The sequence below is a fragment of the Phreatobacter sp. genome (assembly GCF_016793595.1).
Classification (GTDB): Bacteria; Pseudomonadota; Alphaproteobacteria; order Rhizobiales; family Phreatobacteraceae; genus Phreatobacter.
The window spans coordinates 261010-281374 of sequence record NZ_JAEULY010000004.1; the positions used below are offsets into that span (position 1 = coordinate 261010).

Annotated in this window: 25 protein-coding genes; 5 read left to right on the plus strand and 20 right to left on the minus strand. The window is 68.3% G+C overall.

From position 1 onward, the window contains the following. Window positions 1-10: 10 nt before the first annotated feature. Window positions 11-829 (minus strand): 3-keto-5-aminohexanoate cleavage protein, encoded by an 819-nt coding sequence (locus JNK84_RS05290; protein ID WP_293421298.1) that lies wholly within the window; start codon window positions 827-829, stop codon window positions 11-13. 264 nt (window positions 830-1093) lie between these two features. Between JNK84_RS05290 and JNK84_RS05295 the strand changes: the two genes are divergently transcribed. The 3 genes from JNK84_RS05295 to JNK84_RS05305 all read left to right on the plus strand — a co-directional run bounded on the left by JNK84_RS05295 (window position 1094) and on the right by JNK84_RS05305 (window position 3587). Beyond that, complete coding sequence (locus JNK84_RS05295; protein ID WP_293421300.1) at window positions 1094-1951, plus strand: transketolase; 858 nt, start codon at window positions 1094-1096, stop codon at window positions 1949-1951. A 110-nt stretch (window positions 1952-2061) separates the two neighbouring features. Beyond that, window positions 2062-3018: a transketolase family protein gene (locus JNK84_RS05300; protein ID WP_293423480.1), complete on the plus strand. Its 957-nt coding sequence runs from the start codon at window positions 2062-2064 to the stop codon at window positions 3016-3018. 110 nt (window positions 3019-3128) lie between these two features. Next, complete coding sequence (locus JNK84_RS05305) at window positions 3129-3587, plus strand: hypothetical protein (RefSeq protein WP_293421302.1); 459 nt, start codon at window positions 3129-3131, stop codon at window positions 3585-3587. 38 nt (window positions 3588-3625) lie between these two features. On the opposite strand, the gene JNK84_RS05310 is transcribed toward JNK84_RS05305, so the two are convergent. The 19 genes from JNK84_RS05310 to JNK84_RS05400 form a co-directional block, all read right to left on the minus strand. Further along, window positions 3626-3961 carry a YegP family protein gene (locus JNK84_RS05310; RefSeq protein WP_293421304.1) on the minus strand — a complete coding sequence of 112 codons (336 nt, stop codon included), beginning with the start codon at window positions 3959-3961 and terminating at the stop codon, window positions 3626-3628. 110 nt (window positions 3962-4071) lie between these two features. Continuing rightward, window positions 4072-4572: a peptide deformylase gene (locus JNK84_RS05315; protein ID WP_293421306.1), complete on the minus strand. Its 501-nt coding sequence runs from the start codon at window positions 4570-4572 to the stop codon at window positions 4072-4074. Between the two features lie 9 nt (window positions 4573-4581). After that, the gene (gene thiL, locus JNK84_RS05320) at window positions 4582-5577 is read right to left on the minus strand and encodes a thiamine-phosphate kinase (protein ID WP_367272239.1); all 996 of its coding nucleotides are present in this window, start codon (window positions 5575-5577) and stop codon (window positions 4582-4584) included. Between the two features lie 77 nt (window positions 5578-5654). Next, window positions 5655-6008 carry a DUF1428 domain-containing protein gene (locus JNK84_RS05325; RefSeq protein WP_293421310.1) on the minus strand — a complete coding sequence of 118 codons (354 nt, stop codon included), beginning with the start codon at window positions 6006-6008 and terminating at the stop codon, window positions 5655-5657. Between the two features lie 125 nt (window positions 6009-6133). After that, on the minus strand, window positions 6134-6622 hold the full coding sequence (nusB, locus tag JNK84_RS05330; protein WP_293421312.1) for a transcription antitermination factor NusB: 489 nt from the start codon (window positions 6620-6622) through the stop codon (window positions 6134-6136). Continuing rightward, window positions 6622-7107, minus strand: a complete 486-nt coding sequence (gene ribH, locus JNK84_RS05335; protein WP_293421314.1) for a 6,7-dimethyl-8-ribityllumazine synthase — start codon at window positions 7105-7107, stop codon at window positions 6622-6624. Before ribH ends, nusB begins: the two co-directional genes overlap by 1 nt. Window positions 7108-7134: 27 nt before the next feature. Next, window positions 7135-7749, minus strand: a complete 615-nt coding sequence (locus tag JNK84_RS05340; protein WP_293421316.1) for a riboflavin synthase — start codon at window positions 7747-7749, stop codon at window positions 7135-7137. A 3-nt stretch (window positions 7750-7752) separates the two neighbouring features. Further along, entirely contained in the window at window positions 7753-8850 is a 1098-nt protein-coding gene (ribD, locus tag JNK84_RS05345) for a bifunctional diaminohydroxyphosphoribosylaminopyrimidine deaminase/5-amino-6-(5-phosphoribosylamino)uracil reductase RibD (protein ID WP_293421318.1), read from the minus strand. Between the two features lie 3 nt (window positions 8851-8853). Next, window positions 8854-9336 (minus strand): transcriptional regulator NrdR, encoded by a 483-nt coding sequence (gene nrdR / locus JNK84_RS05350; protein ID WP_293421320.1) that lies wholly within the window; start codon window positions 9334-9336, stop codon window positions 8854-8856. A 15-nt stretch (window positions 9337-9351) separates the two neighbouring features. Continuing rightward, a complete protein-coding gene (glyA, locus tag JNK84_RS05355; RefSeq protein ID WP_293421322.1) occupies window positions 9352-10659 on the minus strand; it encodes a serine hydroxymethyltransferase in 1308 nt (435 codons plus the stop codon). A 127-nt stretch (window positions 10660-10786) separates the two neighbouring features. Then, a complete protein-coding gene (locus JNK84_RS05360; protein ID WP_293421324.1) occupies window positions 10787-10987 on the minus strand; it encodes a DUF6898 family protein in 201 nt (66 codons plus the stop codon). Between the two features lie 85 nt (window positions 10988-11072). Beyond that, entirely contained in the window at window positions 11073-12356 is a 1284-nt protein-coding gene (locus JNK84_RS05365; protein WP_293421326.1) for a L,D-transpeptidase family protein, read from the minus strand. A gap of 272 nt (window positions 12357-12628) precedes the next feature. Further along, entirely contained in the window at window positions 12629-12766 is a 138-nt protein-coding gene (locus JNK84_RS05370) for a hypothetical protein (protein ID WP_293421328.1), read from the minus strand. Window positions 12767-12774: 8 nt separating this feature from the next. Beyond that, complete coding sequence (gene ldtR, locus JNK84_RS05375) at window positions 12775-13305, minus strand: transcriptional regulator LdtR (RefSeq protein WP_293421330.1); 531 nt, start codon at window positions 13303-13305, stop codon at window positions 12775-12777. Window positions 13306-13711: 406 nt separating this feature from the next. Further along, the gene (gene mmsB, locus JNK84_RS05380) at window positions 13712-14599 is read right to left on the minus strand and encodes a 3-hydroxyisobutyrate dehydrogenase (RefSeq protein ID WP_293421332.1); all 888 of its coding nucleotides are present in this window, start codon (window positions 14597-14599) and stop codon (window positions 13712-13714) included. Window positions 14600-14665: 66 nt separating this feature from the next. Next, on the minus strand, window positions 14666-15136 hold the full coding sequence (locus tag JNK84_RS05385) for a DUF6163 family protein (protein WP_293421334.1): 471 nt from the start codon (window positions 15134-15136) through the stop codon (window positions 14666-14668). Then, window positions 15133-16206, minus strand: a complete 1074-nt coding sequence (locus JNK84_RS05390; protein ID WP_293421336.1) for an enoyl-CoA hydratase/isomerase family protein — start codon at window positions 16204-16206, stop codon at window positions 15133-15135. Before JNK84_RS05390 ends, JNK84_RS05385 begins: the two co-directional genes overlap by 4 nt. A gap of 12 nt (window positions 16207-16218) precedes the next feature. Next, window positions 16219-17358 carry an acyl-CoA dehydrogenase family protein gene (locus JNK84_RS05395; protein WP_293421338.1) on the minus strand — a complete coding sequence of 380 codons (1140 nt, stop codon included), beginning with the start codon at window positions 17356-17358 and terminating at the stop codon, window positions 16219-16221. A 110-nt stretch (window positions 17359-17468) separates the two neighbouring features. Further along, window positions 17469-17759 (minus strand): hypothetical protein, encoded by a 291-nt coding sequence (locus tag JNK84_RS05400; protein ID WP_293421340.1) that lies wholly within the window; start codon window positions 17757-17759, stop codon window positions 17469-17471. Between the two features lie 197 nt (window positions 17760-17956). On the opposite strand from JNK84_RS05400, the gene hemB reads away from it, so the two are divergent. After that, window positions 17957-19006, plus strand: coding sequence for a porphobilinogen synthase (gene hemB, locus JNK84_RS05405; protein WP_293421342.1), 1050 nt, complete (start codon window positions 17957-17959; stop codon window positions 19004-19006). Next, window positions 19003-20361 (plus strand): branched-chain amino acid ABC transporter permease, encoded by a 1359-nt coding sequence (locus tag JNK84_RS05410; protein ID WP_293421344.1) that lies wholly within the window; start codon window positions 19003-19005, stop codon window positions 20359-20361. Before hemB ends, JNK84_RS05410 begins: the two co-directional genes overlap by 4 nt. The last annotated feature ends 4 nt before the right edge of the window (window positions 20362-20365 follow it).

The following is a 20365-nucleotide window of genomic DNA, read 5'->3' on the forward strand; positions in this document are numbered from 1 at the left end:
CGGGCGACAGTCACGAGGCCCGGAACATCGCGCGCACCTCGTCGGGCGTCGCGGGACGCAGTCCGAGGGCGGCCGCGCCAACCACGACCTGCCGGACGAGCGCGGCATTGTCCTCGGCGACCGTGCCGTCGGGCAGGTGCAGATTGTTCTCGAACCCGACCCGGACATGGCCGCCGAGCGTGGCCGCCGTCACGACGCAGGCGGTTTCCCGCAGCCCGAAAGCACAGACGGCCCATGGCAGCGACAGCGACCAGGCATTGAGGAAGGGCAGAAGGTCGGCCGGCGCCGACTGCTGGCCGGCGGTGTAGCGGCCGAGAACGAACAGGACGCTGGCGCAAGCGGTCGGGACGACGCCCTTGCCGACGAGACCGACGAAGCGCCGCACGTCGGCCGCGTCATAGAGGATGTGCTGGACGAGGCAGCCGGACCGCGCATGACGGGCGAGAAAAGCCGCCGCCGCCGTTTCGCAGGAAGCATCCGGCACCAGTTCGCGCAAGGCGATGGAGAAGGCCTCCGGCGCCACCGCGTCGGCCACCGCCATCTGCTGCTCCGGCGCATAGATGCCGACCGCCTCCGTGGTGATCTGCACGATGGGGGCCGGACCGGCCTCCGCGCGGATCGCAGCGGTGACCTGCCGGTAGAGTTCGGCATCGAGAATGTGGGTGCCATCGGCGGCGCGGACATGGGCATGGATCATCGCCGCGCCCGCCTCGACGCAGCGGGCGGCGTCCCGGCCGATTTCGGCGACCGTCAGCGGGATGCGCGGATGATCCGCTTTCGTCCGCCGCGCCCCGTTGGGGGCCACCGCGATGATGGTGGGAGAGGTCATGGTTGGTGCAATCCGTTTCCTGCGGCTCGCCTGCGATCCAGGCCCATCTCCCCGATGCCAGCGCACGGCGTCCCGGGGCAATCGGACTGCGGCGATCAGGTCAAGCATCAACCACCGCGGACCGCGCGGCTATCTCCGCGGATTTCGCCATCCGAAACGGCGGACAGCCCCACGCCCTTCATACAAATCGTTTGAAATCCGGACGTTCCCGCCCCACGCTACGCCTCAAGGCGGGCGCATGACCGGCCGCAGGGAGGGCTCACGATGCGGGATGGACCGCCGCCGACCACGGCCGGGCACAACGTCTCCCTCGCGGAGCGCGCCTTCCGCATCCGGCGCAATGCGCTGCGCATGGCCGAGGTTCAGGGTCAGGGCTATATCGCGCAGGCGCTCGGCGTCGCCGACGTGCTGGCGGTGTCCTATTTCCACGCGCTGCGCTACCGCCCGGGCGAGCCGCGCTGGGAGGGCCGCGACCGGTTCCTGCTCTCCATCGGCCATTACGCCATCGCGCTCTATGCGGCGCTGATCGAGGCCGGCATCGTTCCCGAGCAGGAACTGGAAACCTACGGCTCCGACAACAGCCGCCTGCCCATGTCGGGCATGGCGAGCTACACGCCGGGCATGGAGATGAGCGGCGGCTCGCTCGGCCTCGGGCTCGGCATCGCGGTCGGCATGGGCCTCGCACTGAAGCGCAAGGGCTCGGACGCGCGCGTCTACAACCTGATGTCGGACGGCGAACTGAACGAGGGGCCGACCTGGGAAGCGGCGATGTCCGCCGGCCACTGGAAGCTCGACAACATCACCTGCCTCGTCGACGTCAACCGCATGCAGGCGGACGGCGTGTCCACCGGCGTGCTCAATTTCGAGCCGCTGGAGGACAAGTGGCGCGCCTTCGGCTGGCACGTGCAGCGCGTTGACGGCAACAGCATCGCCGCGCTGATCGAGGCTTTCGACACGGCGCGCAGCCTCGCCGAGCCCCGGCCGCGCGTCATCATCTGCGACACGAAAATGGCGAAGGGCGTGCCCTTCCTCGAGGCGCGGGAGAAGTCGCATTTCCTGCGGGTCGAGCCGCATGAATGGGCCGAGGCGGTCGCGGCGCTGGAAGCCGGGAGGATGGCATGAGCAGGCATACCGACGAGCCTCGCTCCGATTCCTGGCGCGGCGATGCCGCCCTCGCCCTGCGCCGGGAGCAGGAAGCCGATCCCTCGCGCCCGAATCTGACGACCTCGGCGATGATCGCCTCGCTCGCGGCCGAGGGACAGGCGACCCGCCCCGCCCCCTTCGGCCATGCGCTGGCGGAGATAGCGGCGGCGCGGCCCGAGATCGTCGGCATGACGGCCGACCTGTCGAAATATACCGACCTGCATGTCTTCGCCGCCGCGCACCCGGACCGCTTCTACCAGATGGGCATGGCCGAGCAGCTCCTGATGCTCGCCGCCGCCGGCATGGCGCATGAGGGTTTCGTGCCCTTCGTGACGACCTATGCGGTCTTCGCCTCGCGCCGCACCTACGACTTCATCAGCCAGGCGATCGTCGAGGAGGGGCTGAACGTCAAGATCTGCTGCGCCCTGCCCGGCCTCACGACGGGTTACGGGCCGAGCCATCAGGCGACCGACGATCTCGCCATCTTCCGCGCCATGCCGGATCTGACCGTGGTCGATCCCTGCGACGCGCTCGACACCGAACAGGCGACGCGCGCCATCGCCGACCATGACGGGCCGGTCTACATGCGCCTGCTGCGCGGCAACGTGCCTCTGGTGCTCGACGCCTACGATTACAGTTTCGAGCTTGGCCGCGCGAAGCTGCTGCGCGAGGGACGGGACGTTCTGGTCATCGCCTCCGGGTTCATGACCATGCGCGCGCTGGAGGCGGCCGAAGCACTCGCCGTCGACGGCGTCGACGTCGCCGTGCTGCACTCGCCAACCATCAAGCCGCTGGATGCCGGGACCATCCTGCGCGAGGCGGGGCGCGGCGACCGGCTCGTGGTGGTCGCCGAAAACCACTCGGAGATCGGCGGGCTGGGCGAGGCTGTCGCGGCGCTGCTGATGCGCTCCGGCATCCATCCGGCCTTCCGGCAGATTGCCCTTCCCGATGCCTTCCTCGACGCCGGGGCGCTGCCGACGCTCCACGACCGCTACGGCATATCGGCGAGGGCGGTCGCCGCGCGCATCAAGGATTGGCTCGGTTGAACCACCGGCGGATGCAGCAACGCGCATCGAACCACGCGGCCGCGCCACAAAGCGGAAATGCTGTCCCGCGACAACTGACGGTAGCCCGGTCGCCTGTCCGAGAGGTTTCGATGTCGCTGAAGTCGCTGTTTTTCGCCGCCGCAATGGCGCTTGCCCTGCCCGCCGCAATCGCGCCGGCCGCGCATGCCCAGCAGGGCCGCTCCTTCCCGCTGATCGCGGATCCCCGCGCCTATGCCGACGAGGTCGCGCGGATGATCGACGACGACGATCTCGGCAGCGCCGCCCGTTCCGTAATCGGCAACCTGCGCTCCACCAACGACCCCGCCACCTTCGCCCAGCAGATGACGGCGATGACCAATCGCGGGCCGGTACGCTATGGCGCGGTCGCCTCCGACCGGACGCAGGAAGGCGTCGGCCGGATGATCTGTCTCTACCGCATGCGCGAGAGCGCGGAAGCCGCCGGCTTCTTCTTCTACGTCTTCGTGTTCCGCCGCTCGGATCGTGGCTGGCACCTCGCCAATTTCCACTACAACGAGGTCGGCAACGTCCTTGTCGCGCCCGGCTGCTGAACGGCCGGGCGGCGGAGCGTCGTCCGACTGGTGCGATGTCAGGCGGCGGTGGTGTCGTCGAGCTTGGCGTCGGGCGCGTTCTTCTTGACGCTCTCGATGCCATTGTCGCGGGCCTTTTCGGACGAATAGACCTCGCTGGTGCCGATGACCTGGCCATTGGTGGCCTTGAGGTTGAACATCGGGCCGTTCTTGGCGGCCTTGCGCTCGTAGCGGGCATCCTCGGGCGCGTTCTTGCGAACGCTGGCAATGCCGTTCTCGCAGGCTGCCTTGGTCGTATAGAGTTCACTGGTCAGGATCGTCTCGCCGTTGCCGGCCTTCAGCGCGAAGCGGAACTGCCCATTCGATGCCTTGCTCAACACGAATTTGCCTGCCATTCGGCCCTCCCATGAGCACGTTCAGTCGTGCTCGCACGTTCCAGTTGAGCCGGATTCCATGTTTCGAGGCAAGTCACCGGGCCCGGCCACGGTCGCCGGCCGGCCGCCGATCACCTCCGGCCTGACGCCTTCTGGTATCGCCTCACCGCCCGCTCGCGCCTGAGCCGCGACAGGCGCTCCAGCCAGAACAGGCCGTCGAGCTGGTCGATCTCATGCTGGAGAACGACGGCGAGGAAGCCGTCCGCCTCGCCCTCTTTCAGGTCGCCGGTCAGGGTCCGCCACTTCAGCCCGACGCGGGCGGGACGCTCGATCTCCTCGGAAATGCCGGGCATCGACACGGAGCCTTCCCGCTCGGTCTTCATCTCGGGCGAGGTCCAGGTGATCTCGGGATTGACGTAGAGCCGCATCAGCGCGTCGTCGGCGAGGCGAATGGCCACCAGCCGCGCCGGCACGCCGATATGCGCCGCGGTGAGGCCGATCGCGGGGGCCGCGACGAGAGTGTCCATCAAATCCTGCGCCAGCGCCTGTAAGCTGTCGTCGAAGGCTTCGACGGCAAGCGCCTTCCGGCGCAGCAGCGGGTCGGGAAACATGACGAGCGGACGGACAGCCACGATGCGCCCTCAGAAATGCTCGAAGCGGCCAGGGCCGAGATCAAGGGTATTGCCCTGCCCGTCGCGGATGACGAGGCCGGGATCGGCGGCCACCTCGCCGATGCGGGTGAAGAAAACCCCCGCCGCATCGGCCGCGGCTTCCAGCGGAGCGAAGGCATCGGGCCGGCAGGTCAGCAGGATCTCGTAGTCGTCACCGCCGGTGAACGCGGCGCGAAGCAGAGCCGGATCGAGGGCAAGCGCAGACCGCGCGGCGTCGGAGAGCGGCACGCTATCGGCCTCGACATGGGCGCCGACGCCCGAGACCTTCAGCAGCTTGGCAAGGTCGCCGGCAAGGCCATCGGAGACGTCCATTGCCGCCGAGGCATGGGCCGCGACCGCCTCTGCGAGCGCCGTGCGCGGCTGGGGCAAGAGATAGCGGGCGCGGAGATGCTCCCTGTCGATTGCGGTCAACCCGCCTATCCACCGCGCAGCCCCGGCCGGATCGCGCTCGGCAGCGCGAACGGCAAGGCCCAGCGCCCCATCGCCTATCGTGCCGGTGACGCAGACCACGTCGCCCGCCTGAGCGCCGCGCCGCCGCACCCAGCGCCGCGCGCGCCCGAAGGCGGTGATGGAAATGGTCAGCGGCCCCGGCACCTTGACCGTATCGCCGCCATAGAGCGGGCAGGCATAGGCGGCGATATCGGCCGCGAGCCCCTCGCAGAAGGCGGCGAGGAAGTCCTCGGTCCAGTCCTGCGGCAGGCCGAGGCCGAGCAGGAAGCCGGCGGGCGCCGCGCCCTTGGCGGCAAGATCGGAAAGGTTCGTGCGCAGCGCCTTGGCCGCGATCATGGCCGGCGGATCGTCGGGGAAGAAGTGGACCCCGGCAATCGCCATGTCCTTGGTGACGACCAACTCTCCCGCACCCTCCGGCAGCGCGGCGGCATCGTCGCTCAGCCCGTCCGCCCCCGCCGCGACGGCGAGGGGCGCGAGATAGCGGGCGATCAGTTCATCTTCGGTGGGGCGGGTCATCGGCAAGGCAGGGCTTTGGGGAACGCACCATCCCCGCACCGCCCCCGTGGCGCAAGCCTCGTTGCGCCGAACGCCGATCAGAGATCGATGAACGACTTGAAGCCGCCGTAGATCATGCGCTTCGCATCGAAGGGCGCGTCGGCCGGCTCGCACTTCACGCGCGGATCGGCCATGACCTTGGCGTTGATCGCGTCGCGCTGCTCGCGCGATTCGTAGACGATCCAGGAAAACACGACGACCTCGTCGTCTTTGGCCTGCACGGCGCGCGGGAACGAGGTCAGCTCGCCATAGGGAACGTCGTCGCCCCAGCATTCGACATAGGCGAGCGCGCCATATTCCTTCCACACGGCGCCCGCCGTCTGCGCCATGGCCTTGTAGGCGTCCATGTTCTGTTTCGGCACGGCGAGAACGAAACCATCGACATAGCTCATCGCAATTCCTCCCCGGCGACCCAAGCCACCGCCACAACCTGTCGGAGCGCGGTCCGACAGGCGGCAGCAGCGATGGGATCATGGAAGGAACGCGGAGTAGCGGGCGGGGTTTCGCCGGACCGGAGTCAGCTCTTGGGCGCGTCGCCCATTTCGGCGCCGCGGACGCGCTTGGCGATCTTGTCGAGCACGGCATTGGCCATGCCGACTTCCTCGCGATCGACGAAGGCGTCGGCCACGTCGACATATTCGGTGATGATCACCTTGGCCGGCACGTCCGGCCGCTCGAACAATTCGTAGGCGCCCGCGCGCAGCACGGCCCTGAGCACCGCCTCGATGCGCCGCAGTGGCCACTCGTCGGCGAGGATGCGGTCGACCGCCACGTCGATGCGCTGCTGCTCGCGCATCACGCCCTGGATGATGTCGCGGAAGAACTGGTGGTCGGCGGGCAGATAGGTCTCACCCTCGACCTCGCGGCCCATCCAGAAGGTCTGGAACGAGCCGATGACGTCGTTGATGTCGGAACCGGCGACGTCCATCTGGTACAGCGCCTGCACGGCGGCGAGGCGGGCCGTGCCGCGCTTGTTCGCCTGTTTCGGGGTGGGAGCGAGAGCCATCACGAACGCTCCGCCGCGCGTTTGAGACGGATCATGGCAAGGCAGGCCTTGGCCGCGCCGCCGCCCTTGTCGAGTTCGCTCCTGCGCGCGCGCGCCCAGGCCTGCGCGTCGTTCTCGACGGTGAGGATGCCATTGCCGAGAGGCATCTTGCGGACGATGGAGAGGTCCATGAGCGCGCGCGAAGATTCCTCGGAGACGATCTCGTAATGCGTGGTTTCGCCACGGATGACGGTGCCGAGCGCCACGGCGCCGTCGAAGGGTTCGCCGCGCGCGGCAGCGCCGTCCATCAGGATCGCGATGGCAGCGGGGATTTCGAGCGCGCCGGGCACCGTATGCAGCTCGTAGGTCGCGCCCACTTCAGCGATCGCGGCGGTCGCGCCATCGAGCAGCGCATCCGCGATGTCCTCGTAGAAGCGCGCCTCGACGATCAACACGCGTGCGTGGGTCGGAATCACCTGCTCAGGCGCGGAACGCGGGGCGGCCATGGACTGTCCTTCGGAAATTGGAGCGGCTTAGTAGCCCCCGGCCTTCGCCTCCGCAAGGCGCGCCGAGTAGCGCGCCATCATGTCGACCTCGATATTGACCCGGTCGCCCGCCTTGGCATCGCCCCATGTGGTCACCGCCAGCGTGTGCGGGATCATGGTGACAGTGAACGTGTCGTCCTTGACGCCGTTGACGGTGAGCGAGGTACCGTCGAGGGCCACCGAGCCCTTTTCCGCGATGTATCTGGCGAGTTCTCGCGGCGCGCGGAACACGAACCAGGCCGTCCCGTCTCGATCCTCGCGCGAGACGATCTCGGCGACGCCGTCGACATGGCCGGTGACGATGTGGCCGCCGAGTTCGTCGCCGATGCGCAGCGCGCGTTCCAGATTGACCTTCCGGCCCGCATGCCAGTCGCCGAGCGTGGTGCGCGCCAGCGTCTCGCCGGAGGCGTCGATAGTGATCAGGGTGTGGTTCGAGCCGGACTGCAGGCTGGTCACCGTCAGGCAGACGCCCATGTGGCAGACCGAGGCGCCGAGCGGCAGGGAGTCGGCCGGGTAGGAACAGGCGACGGTCAGGTGCCGGGCGCTGCCCTTTTCCTCCACGGCGACGACCTCGCCGACGTCGGTGATGATGCCGGTGAACATGGATCAGGACTCCCTGAGGAAGATTTCGACGTGGTCCCGTCCGGCGTGACGGCTTTCAACCGGACGATAGCGGGCGGGAAGAGGACCGGCGAGCGCCGGCACACCGTCGCCCAACGGATCGGGCGAACGGGTGAGCCAGATCTCGTCCGCGAGATCGGCATCGATCAGCGATCGCGCAAGGGTCGGGCCGCCTTCGGTCATGACGCGGGTGATGCCGCGCACGGCGAGCAGGCGCAGGGCCGCGGCGACATCCACCGAGCCGTCCTCCATGCGCCGGACCAGCATGACCTCGCAACCGGCGGCGCGCAGCGCGCGCTCGGCTTCCGGCGGCGCGCCGACGGTTCCGAGCACCCAGGTCGGTATGTCATGCGCCGTGCGCACGAGCCGAGAGGTCAGCGGCAGACGCAGGCGTGAATCGATCACCACGCGGATGGGCGAGCGATGTTCCATGCCCGGCAGGCGGCAGTTGAGCATCGGATCGTCTGATAGCACCGTGCCGACACCGACCATGATCGCATCCGCCATGGCGCGCATCAGGTGAACCTGATCGTGCGCGCGCGGTCCTGAAATCTGCGTGCGCGCGCCGCTCTTCACCGCGACGAAGCCGTCCGAGGACATGGCCATCTTGAGCTGGACGAAGGGGCGGCCGAGGCGGATGCGGTTGAAATGGCCGCGATGGTCGAGCGCCGCCTCGCGTTCGCACAAGCCGACATCGACCGCGATGCCGTAGGCGCGCAGCATGGTGAAGCCGCGCCCCCGGACCCTCGGATCGGGGTCGCCGACGGCGCAGACCACGCGCGACACCCCTGCCCGCGCCAGCGCATCGGAACAGGGAGCCGTCTTGCCGTAGTGGGAGCAGGGTTCCAGCGTCACATAGGCCGTCGCGCCTCTCGCCGAGCCGCCGGCATGGGCGATGGCGGTGGTCTCGCCGTGCGGGCGGCCGCCCGGCTGGGTCAGGCCCCGGCCGACGATCGCGCCGTCCTTGACGAGGACGCAGCCCACCGAGGGGTTCGGCCAGGTGAGACCAAGGCCGCGGCGACCGAGCCGCAGCGCGTGGTCCATGAACTGCCGGTCGGCGGCCGAGAAGACCCGATCGGCCATGGCCTATCCGGCCTTCGGGTCCGCCGTCGCCTCGCCGTCCTCGGACATCTCGCCGATGAGCTGCTGGAACTCGCGGGGATCACGGAAATTGCGGTAAACCGAGGCGAAACGGACATAGGCGACGTCATCGAGCGCCTTCAGCGCCTCCATGACGATGCGGCCGATATTCTCGGCGGGAATATCGGATTCGCCGGAGGCTTCGAGCTGACGGACGATGCCCGACACCAGCCGCTCCACCCGCTCCGGGTCCACCGGCCGCTTGCGCAGCGCGACCTGGATCGAGCGCATCAGCTTGTCGCGGTCGAACGGCACGCGCTTGCCGGAACGCTTCACCACCACGAGTTCGCGCAGCTGCACGCGCTCGAACGTGGTGAAACGGCCATTGCATTCCGGGCAGACACGGCGGCGGCGGATGGCCGAGCCGTCCTCGGTGGGACGACTATCCTTCACCTGCGTGTCGCCGAAGCCGCAGAAGGGACAGCGCACCGTCTGCCCCGCGCGTCAGGAATAGATCGGGAAGCGGTCGGTGAGGTCCTTCACCTTCTCGCGCACGGCGGCCTCGACCTGGGCGTTCCCCTCCTCGGAATTGGCCTTGGAGAGGCCGTCCAGCGTCTCGGCGATCAGTTCGCCGATGCGCTTGAACTCGGCGATGCCGAAGCCGCGCGTGGTGCCGGCCGGCGTGCCGAGACGGACGCCGGAGGTGACGAAGGGCTTCTGCGGATCGAAGGGGATGCCGTTCTTGTTGCAGGTGATGTAGGCGCGGCCGAGCGAGGCTTCCGAGGCCTTGCCCGTGAGGTTCTTCGGGCGCAGATCGACCAGCATCAGGTGGTTGTCGGTGCCACCGGTGACGAGGTCGAAGCCCGCCGTCTTCAGCGTCTCGGCCAGCGCCTTGGCATTGGCGACGACGGCGTGGGCATAGGTCTTGAATTCGGGGCGCAGCGCCTCGCCGAAGGACACCGCCTTGGCGGCGATGACATGCATCAGCGGGCCGCCCTGGATGCCCGGGAAGATCGCCGAGTTGAACTTCTTGGCGAGATCCTCGTCATTGGTGAGGATCATGCCGCCGCGGGGCCCGCGCAGCGTCTTGTGGGTGGTGGTGGTCACGACATGGGCGTGTGGGAACGGCGAGGGATGCGCGCCGCCCGCGACGAGGCCGGCGAAATGCGCCATGTCCACGAAGAGGTAGGCGCCGACCTCGTCGGCAATCTCGCGGAAGCGGGCGAAGTCCCAGAAGCGGGCATAGGCCGAGCCGCCGGCGACGATGATCTTCGGCTTCGTCTCGCGGGCGATGCGCGCGACCTCGTCCATGTCGATCATCTGGTCGTCCTGACGCACCGTGTAGGGCGCGACCTTGAACCACTTGCCGGAGACGTTGACGGGCGAGCCATGGGTCAGGTGGCCGCCGGCCGCGAGATCGAGGCCCATGAACGTGTCGCCCGGCTGCATCAGCGCCATGAACACGCCCTGATTGGCCTGGCTGCCCGAATTCGGCTGGACATTGGCGAACTTGCAGCCGAACAGCCTGGTCGCGCGCTCGATGGCCACCGTCTCGGCGATGTCCACGAACTGGCAGCCGCCGTAATAGCGCTTGCCGGGATAGCCCTCCGCGTACTTGTTGGTCATCACCGAGCCCTGAGCCTCCATCACCGCCTTCGAGACGATGTTCTCGGAGGCGATGAGTTCGATCTCATGCTGCTGGCGGCCGAGCTCCTGTCTGATCGCGTCGAAGATGACGGGATCGGCATCGGCGAGAGAGGCGGAGAAGAAGCCGTCGAAGGGCTGGCTGGACGCGGCGGAAGACGAAGACATCCGGATCACTCCGTGGGCAGCGGCGGCGGGCGCCGGCAGTGTCGGGGCATGGGCCATCGCGGTAGCACAGCGCCCGGTGCGAGTCCAAGCCTTGCGCGCGACCGAGCCACCAGACCTTGTGGCGAGGTCAGGCCCCCTCGCCCGTATCCTGCGCCAGACGCCGCTCCAGCTTGCGGCGGGCGAGGCGCTCGAGGTCGTGCAGGGCAGCATTGACCGGCCCCATCACAACCACTTCCATACCGGTTTCGGCGCAGATCGCGGCGACGCGCACATAGGCGCCGAGGGGCCGGTGCTCGAAATAGACGGTGCGGCCGGACGAGTCGGGCATCGGACGAATGTGCCACAACCTGCGCGTCAACGAAAAAGCCCGGCGCGAGAGCCGGGCTTTCGAAGCTATCAGCAAAACGTTGCGGTCAGCGCAGCGCCACCGGCTGGGCGGTGTTGGTGGCGGCCTGCGGGCCGATGCCGTCGCGCTGGTAGATGTCGTCGCGGAACTGCACGAGTCCGTCCGGATTGGCCCAGGCGGTGATGTAGACCCAGTAGACCGGCACCGGCTGCACCGGCTTTGCGTCCACGCGGTCGGTCGTGCGGAAGATGCGGTCGATCTCCGAGCGCGACCACTGCGTGCCCTGCAGGATCCAAGCGATCAGTTCGCGGATGTTCTGGATGCGCGCGCAGCCCGAGGAGTGGAAGCGCTGGTCCTCGCCGAACAGGCCCTTGGAAGGCGTGTCGTGCATGTAGACCGCATGCTGGTTCGGAATGTTGATGCGGACATTGCCCATCGAGTTGCCCTCGAAGGGGTCCTGCCGGAAGCGGAAATTCATCGCATCCATCGAATTCCAGTTGATGGATTCAGGGGCCACTTCCTGACCCTGACCGTTGAACACCCGGATGCGGTTCTTGGCGAGATAATCCGGTTCGGCCTGCATCTTGGGGATCAGGTCCTTGCGGATGATCGAGGCCGGAACGGTCCAGAACGGGTTGAAGTTGATGTCCTGCACGCGGGTCGAGATGACCGGCGACTGGCGGTCGATCTTGCCGACCACGGTCACATGGCGCGAGACGACCGTGCCGTTCTCGACCGCTTCGAGCTGGGCGGCCGGAATGTTCATCACGATGAAGCGGTTGCCGAGGAAGCCGGACTGGGCACGGACCCGAACGAGATTGGTCTCCAGCTGGCGCAGGCGCAGTTCGGCCGGCACATTCAGCGCCGCGAAGGTGGAATCGCGCACCTGGCCGTCCGGCGAGATGCCGTGGCGGGTCTGAAAGCGCTTCACCGCCGTGTCGACGAACGAATCGAAAATGTCGGAGCGGCCGGCGGAGGCGTCGAGATCGCCGGATGCGACCAGGCGCTCGCGCAGGGCCACCACGGCCGGGCGGCGCGAACCGATGCGCAGGCGTTCGTTGGCCGGCACCGGGCGCCAGCCGCCGCGACCGACGATCTGCTGATACTGGGCGATGGCCTGCTCGAGGCCCTGCACCGTATGCGGCCCGAGCACCGGATAGGGATTGCGGGTCGAGCGGGCGCGGGAGCCGGCGTCAAAACTGTCGGACCATTCCGCCGTCGCGCCGCCACGCACGCCCTGCGCGAGCGCCGAGGGAGCGGCGGCCGCGATGGCCGCCAGCGAGGTCAGGCCGCCGAGAACGGCGCGCCGGGGCAGAAGGCCCGGGGTCGAGGCAGGCGAACGATCCGTCACGTCACAGGCTCCGGCTGATCGGCGGGACCCATGAGGTCACGGCCGCCCGAGGGGAGGAAACACCAACATCCTTAAGGAATGCCCACTGGCACTGATGGCCACCTATGGCAATCAATGTGACCAACTCAAGGCATATGACGCAGGGGAGCCCCGCGAAAGTGCAGTGTTCTGCGGGTTGGCTGGGATGATGAGGCGGGAAAGACACGAAAAAGCCCGGCGCGAGGACCGCACCGGGCGTGATCAGGTTTTCGAGTTTCGCGGCGGCCGGAGGCTCAGTCGCCGTCGGCATCCGCTGCATCGGCGGCGAACAGGCCGAAGCCCGTCACGCCGAGCATGTTCTCCGCCAGCACCAGCACGAGGGCCGCGGTGGCAATCCAGACCGGCCAGTTGGCAAGCAGCGAGCTCATCATCGCGAGGCTCAGAGGCGATAGAGGATCTGGTCGGTCCAGAAGCGCTCGAGCCGCAGCAGCGACTTGTTCAGCGCCTTGAAGTCGTCGAGCGAGATGCCGCCGACCTGCTCCACCGTGCGGACGTGCTTGGCGTAGAGCGCCTTCACGATCTCCGCGATCTCGTGGCCCTGCGGCGTCAGGCTGATGCGGACCGAGCGGCGATCAATGCGCGAGCGCTGATGGGAGAGATAACCCATCTCGACCAGCTTCTTCAGGTTGTAGGAGACGTTGGAGCCGAGATAGTAGCCCTTGGTCCGGAGTTCGCCGGCGGTCAGCTCGCGGTCGCCGATGTTGAACAGCAGCAGCGCCTGGACGGCGTTGATGTCGGAGCGGTTGCGCCGGTCGAACTCGTCCTTGATCACGTCCAGGAGGCGGCGGTGAAGCCGCTCGATGAGGGTCAGCGCCTCCATATAGGTGGGGCTGATGGCCTCGAAGCGCTCCTGGCGCTCGGGGGAGATCGGGGGCGACGCGATATCGCGCTGCTTGCTCATCGTGCTCATGGGACGCCTCTTGTCCTCGTTGCGGGGCGCCGGGGCTTTTTTTTTGCCCTCGGCTGAGCGGCCCTGTTCACCGCTCTTGTGACCCAAACGTAAGGCCTCGAATTTTAAGAGTGGCCGAACAAACACGATGAAGGCGGCTTAACCACTACTGAGTGAACAAGAACTTGCGTTGTTCTTTCGATAAACTCTCGTTGTCTTTTCATAAACCTGACGGAAAAACTGCAAGATTCGATTCAGGATCGGAATCCCGATGTTTCCTGCACTTGCGCCCCGGCATCTACAAAGCGTTTGAAAACGCGAAAGCGGGCGTCAACCATCGGCCGACGCCCGCTCTCTCCAATGCTCTTCCGCGTTTTCAGAAAGCGTTCAGCACGCTCCCGAGTGACGTTGGGGAAGCGATTTCCCGTCACCTTCCGCGGAGGAAATTCACGATGCCGGAAAAATCGGTCCCAGCCTCGCCCTGCGCCGCGTAGAGGCCGTAGAGGGAGGCCGCTTCCGCGCCCATCGGCGTCACCGCGCCGGCCGAGCGCGCCGCGTCTTGCGCGAGCTTCAGGTCCTTCAGCATCATGGCGGCGGTGAAGCCGGGCTGATAGTCGCGATTGGCCGGCGAGGTCGGAACCGGGCCGGGAACCGGGCAGTAGGTGGTCAGCGACCACGACTGTCCCGACGACTTCGAGGCGATGTCGAACAGCTTCTGCGCGTCGAGGCCGAGCTTCTCGGCGAGCACGAAGGCTTCCGAGGTCGCGATCATGGTGATGCCGAGGATCATGTTGTTGCAGATCTTGGCGGCCTGTCCGTTGCCGGGTCCGCCGGCATGGACGATCGTCTTGCCCATGGCGTCGAGATAGGGCTTGGCGCGGGCGAAGGTCGCGTCCTCGCCGCCGCACATGAAGGTGAGCGTACCGGCGGTCGCACCGCCCGTGCCACCGGAGACCGGCGCGTCGAGCATGGCGAGGCCCTTGGCCGCAGCCGCCTTCGCTACCGCGCGGGCGGTGTCGACGTCGATCGTCGAGGAATCGATCAGCAGCGCCCCGGGCTTCACCTTCGGCACGATGCCGCTCTCGGCGAGATAAAGCGCATTCACCTCGCGCCCCGAGGGCAGCATGGTGACGACCACGTCGGCCTCGGCGACGGCCTCCGCTATGGAAGCACCCTTGACGCCCCCGGCCGCCACGTGGCGGTCGATCGCAGCCTGCGTGACGTCGACGCCGACGACCCTGTGGCCGGCCTTGACGAGGTTGGCGGCCATCGGCCCGCCCATATTGCCAAGCCCGATGAAGGCGATGGTGCTCATGTCGTTCCTCCCGTTTCGTGGCCGGCTCCGGCCGGCGGGTCATTGCGGGCCGCATGGCCCGTGAGATCAGTCGCCGAGCCCCTCGTCAGCCTGGCGCGCGGCCGCGACGGTGACGACGAGGAAAAAGGCCAGCAGCGCGATGTCGCCGGCGGTCGCCGCCAGCGGCCGCGCCGCCACCTGCACCCAACCCTGGACACCGTAGAGCGCCGCGCCGTCGATGCCGAGCGCGACGCCGGTAGCCAGCACCCATACGACCCCGCCCCAGGCGGAGGTGAGCCAGAGCCCGACGCCGGCAACGAGCTCGATCACCGCGAAGAACACGGTCGAGGTCTGGAGCGCGGGCGAGTAGTGCTCGAAGCCGAGGCCGTCGGCATCGACCATGCCGCAGATCACCGCCCACTGGCCGAGGCCGCGCACAATCGTCAGCACGGCCAGCGCGCGCATGAAAATGCGAAAGATGCGGCTCCAGTCGATGCCGCCGTCGCCGACCTCGGCAAGGATGGCGTCGCCCGTGACCCGCTGACGAGTGGTGCTCATGCGCGCACGGGCGCGGGCGCGACCAGTTCCCCGTCCGGCAAGGGCGCGAAATGGGCCGCGACGGCGTCCGGCGTCACCGCGGCGAGGGTTGCCGGGCTCCAGCGCGGGGCATTGTCCTTGTCGATGATCACGGCACGGACGCCCTCGTAGAAATCGTGGCCACGGCAGATGCGCGAGACGATGCGGAACTCGGTGCGCATGGCGTCCTCGAAATCGAGGCTCCTGCCCGCGCGCACCTGCGCGAGCGCGATCTTCAGCGATGTCGGCGATTTCGTGCGGATGGTCTTCGCGGCATCCGCGCACCAGGGATCGGCGCTGGCGTCGAGGGCCGCGAGGATGTCCTCGACCGAGCCGAAGCGGAAGCAGGCATCGACCTTCGCCCGGTGGCCGGTGACGGTCGCCGGCACCATCGACACGTCGGCGAAGGCTTCCAGCGTGTGGTCGACGCTCTCGCGTCCGGTCAGGGCCTCCAGCACCTCGGCGAAGCGCCCCGAAGCCATGGCATGGGTCGCAAGACCGGTGGAGAGGGCGTCGCCCTGTTTCATCCGGTCGCCGGTCAGGGCGAAATAGGCGCCGATCTCGCCGGGAATGCGCGGCAGGAAATAGGTGCCACCGACATCGGGGAAGAAGCCGATGCCGACCTCCGGCATGGCGAAGGTGAAGCGCTCGCCGGCCACCACGTGGCTGCCGTTGATCGAGACGCCGACGCCGCCGCCCATGACGATGCCGTCGACCAGCGCGACATAGGGCTTCGGGTAGCGCTTGATCAGGACGTTGAGTTCGTATTCCTCGCGCCAGAACCGCAGCGCCTCGTCCTGGCAGCCGGCCTTGCCGAGATCATGCAGCACACGGATATCGCCGCCGGCGCAGAAGGCCTTGCCGCCGGCGCCGGTCACGACCACGCGGGTCACGCCGGAATCGGTCGCCCAGGCGTCGAGCGCGGCGCGCATGCCGCGCACCATGGTCAGCGTCAGGGCGTTCAGCGCCTGCGGCCGGTTGAGGATGATCAGCCCGGCCGAGCCGCGCCGTTCGATCAGGACTTCGCTATCCGGGATGGTCTGGTCGCTCATGTCGGCCTGATATCACGCGCCGAGCACGTCGCGCGAGACGATCACGCGCATGATTTCGTTGGTGCCCTCGAGAATCTGGTGGACGCGCACGTCGCGCAGCACGCGCTCGATGGGGTGGTCGTTGAGATAGCCATAGCCGCCGTGAAGCTGGAGGCAGCCATTGACCACCTCGAAGCCGACATCGGTGGCGAAGCGCTTGGCCATGGCGGCGAGCGTGGTCGCCTTCGGCTCCCTGGCGCCGACGGCAACCGCGGCGCGGCGCACCATGAGGCGCGCGGCCTCCAGTTCGGTCGCATAGTCGGCGATGCGGAAGCGCAGCGCCTGGAAATCCTTCAGCGGCGAGCCGAACTGCCTGCGGTCCTTCATGTAGTCGATGGTGCGGTCGAGGCAGAACTGCGCGCCGCCGAGCGAGCAGGCCGCGATGTTGAGCCGGCCGCCGTCGAGACCGGCCATGGCGATCCTGAAGCCCTGGCCCTCCTCGCCGACGAGGTTCTCGGCGGGCACGCGGACATTGTCGAAATCGACCACCGAGGTCGGCTGGCTCTTCCAGCCGAGCTTCTTCTCCTGCGCGCCGAAGGAGAGGCCCGGCGTATCCTTCTCGACCACGAAACAGGAGACGCCCCTGGCGCCCTCCCCGCCCGTGCGGGCCATGACGACGTAGATGTCGGAGCGGCCGCCGCCGGAAATGAAAGCCTTGGCGCCGTTGATCACGTAGGAATTGCCGTCCTTCACCGCGCGGGTGCGCAGCGAGGCGGCGTCCGACCCCGCGCCGGCCTCGGTGAGGCAGTAGCTGGCGAAGGTCTTCATGGCGCAGAGGTCAGGCACGTAGCGCCTGCGCAGATCGTCGTGCCCGTAGGCGTCGATCATCCAGGCGGCCATGTTGTGGATGGAGATATAGGCCGTGGTCGAGACGCAGCCCTGCGCCAGTTCCTCGAAGATCACCGCCGCATCGAGGCGGGTGAGGCCCGAGCCGCCGACGTCGTCGCGCACATAGATGCCGCCGAAGCCAAGCGCGGCGGCGGCGCGCAGCGTCTCCTCGGGAAAGACAGAGCCCGCATCCCAGTCGCGCGCATGGGGCGCCATCTCCGCCGCGGCAAAGTCGCGAGCGACCTGACGGAAGGCGTCCTGTTCCTCGGTGAGCGCGAAATCCATCTGGGAAAAGCCTTGGGGGAACGGTGGGGAATCCCGGTCCCCCAAGGCTTAGGTGGCCAGCGCCGGGGCGGTCAATTCCGCCGGGCGGCGGAGGCCGAACGTGGCAAGTCCTATCGGCTCGCCATCATGTTCCGGACGATGCCGAGAATGGCAAGCAGCACGCCGCCGCCCGCGCCGCCGGAGACGAGGCTGGTGAGGATGCCGCCGACCGACAGGCCGCCACCGGCCATGAGTTGCGGGAGGATCGAGGCGACGATCTGACCGCCGATGCCGCCGCCGAGCAGGCCGGCAATGGAATTGATCAGCGTGCCCTGATCGAGGCTGGGCGAAGCCTTGCCGGCAGCATTACCGCCGATCGCGCCGCCGAGCAGCTGGATCAGGATCGGAAGGAGGGTCTCCATGGTCATGCTCCCGTTGGCCGCCGGCTGTTCGCCGCCCGCTTTCGGCCATGCGGGGCATAAGACACAAAATCATACAATCGAGCATCCCTCGCCGAATACGTATCGCCCACAAGCGCGGCCGGGACTGTTCCGAACGGCGCCAGAGTGATAGGGCATGGGGTCGACAAGCGGCGATACGCGCCGCCGGGACGACGACCATGACCATCCGAGCGCTGCGCGAAACGTCATCCTCCGCCAAGAATGCGGCGACGCCGAAGCTCGACCTCGCAACGCGCCTGCGCCGCAACCGCAAGGCCGACTGGTCGCGCCGGCTGGTGCGCGAGAACGTCCTGACCACCAACGACCTGATCTGGCCGCTCTTCCTGATCGACGGCGCCGAGCCGCGCCGGCCGGTCGCGACCATGCCGGGTGTCGACCGCCTTTCGGTCGAAGAGGCCGTGCGCGAGGCCGAAAGGGCCGCGCGCCTCGGCATTCCCGCGCTCGCGCCCTTCCCCTATGTCGATCCGGCGCTGCGCGATCCCGTCGGCTCGGAGGCGGAGAACCACCGCAATCTGATGTGCCGCGCGGTGAGCGCCATCAAGAAGGCGGTGCCCGAGATCGGCGTGATCACCGATGCCGCACTCGATCCCTATACGTCGCACGGCCATGACGGCGTGCTGACCGAGGACGGCCGCATCCTCAACGACGAGACGGTGGCGATCCTCTGCCGGCAGGCGCTGGCGCTGGCGGAAGCCGGCGCGGACTGCATCGCGCCCTCCGACATGATGGACGGCAGGATCGGCGCGATCCGCACGGCGCTCGACGGCGCAGGCTTCGGCGACGTGCAGATCATGAGCTATGCCGCGAAATACGCCTCGGCCTTCTACGGCCCGTTCCGCGACGCCATCGGCACCAAGCAGACGCTGATCGGCGACAAGCGCACCTATCAGATGGACCCGGCCAATTCCGACGAGGCGCTGCGCGAGGTCGAGATCGACATCGCCGAGGGCGCCGACATGGTGATGGTGAAGCCGGGCCTGCCCTATCTCGACATCTGCCAGCGCGTGAAGGACACGTTCGGCGTGCCCACCTTCGCCTATCAGGTGTCCGGTGAATACGCGATGATCGAGATGGCCGCCCGTGCCGGCGCCATCGACGGCGAGCGGGCGATGATCGAGAGCCTGACCGCCTTCAAGCGCGCCGGCTGCGACGGCATCCTCACCTATTTCGCGCCGCGCGTCGCCGGGATGCTCGCCGCCGCGGCATGAAGACGGTCGCGGCGTTGCGCCGTATCCGTCCCGCCCTCCTTCTGTGTCTAGCGCTGCTCGGCCTCGCCGGCTGCGCCAGCTTCGTCGACCCCGACCATCTGCGCCTGTGTCGCGCGCTGCTGCCGGCTCTCCATGCCGAGCACGCGGCCATCCGCGAAACGCGCCATGCGCTCGTCGCGGGCCGGGCGAATGCCCTGCGGATCGACTATCTGGCGGACGAGCCGGGCCGTCCGCGCGGCACCCATTACGCGATCTGCGGGTTTGCCGGCGGCGGCGCGGATGCCGGGCGGCTCGACCTCGCGACGCTGGAGACCGATCGCGGCCCGGTCTCCGACCTGAAGCTCCAGATCATCCGCCGCTGGTGGCTCGGCGACGCCGCCGTGCTCGCCGAGGCATTGCGCAGCGTCAGCGCCGGCCGACCCGCGCGGGACGTGCCCTTCGCGCTCGCCTATGCGCTCCAGCAGGCGACCAACGCGCTGGTGCCCGCGACGCTCTATGGCCTGCTCGCCGCAGCCTATGCGCTGATCTATGGACTGGTCGGCCGCATCAACCTCGCGTTCGGCGAGATCGCGGTCGCGGGCGCCTATGCGACGCTGGGCCTTGCCGCGGGGCTTGCCACGACGCTCGGACCCCTGCCGGCGCTGGCCACGGGCCTTGGAGCCGGAATGATCGCGGCCGCCGCGCTGAACCGGATGATCGCGGGGGCGATTGGCGCTCCGACAGGGCGCGGCGCGATGGCCGGACAGTCGGCGCTGATCGCGACCGTCGGCCTCGCGGTGGCGCTGTCCGAAGCGCTGCGGCTGATCCACGGCTCCGCCCCGCGCTGGTCGCCGCCGCTCGCCTCCACCCCCATTCCGCTCGCGCGTTCCGGCGACTTCGTCGCGACGGTGACACTCAACCAGATCGGCACCGCCATGGTGCTCGCCCTCGCGGCGGGAACGCTGCTCGCGGCCATGCGCCTCAGCGGGTTCGGCCGACGCTGGCGGGCCTTCGCCGACGATCCCGGCGCGGCGCGGCTGTTCGGCGTCGATCCCGGCCGGATGATCGCGACCACCGCCGCGCTGTCCGGCGCGCTGGCGGGCCTCGCGGGCGCGGCCCATGCCGTCCATTTCGGCTCGACCCATTTCGCCCTTGGCACCGTCTTCGCGCTGAAGGCGCTGATCGGGGCGCTGGCGGGCGGTATCGGCTCGGTCGGCGGCGCGCTCGCCGGCGGACTCGCGCTGGGTTTTGTGGAAACGCTCTGGTCGGGCTATGGCCCGATCGGATGGCGGGATACCGTTGTCTTCGCCGTGCTCGTGGTGCTGATCGTCATGCGCCCCGCCGGCCTGTTCGCAAGAGAAGGAAGAAGCACGTGAACGT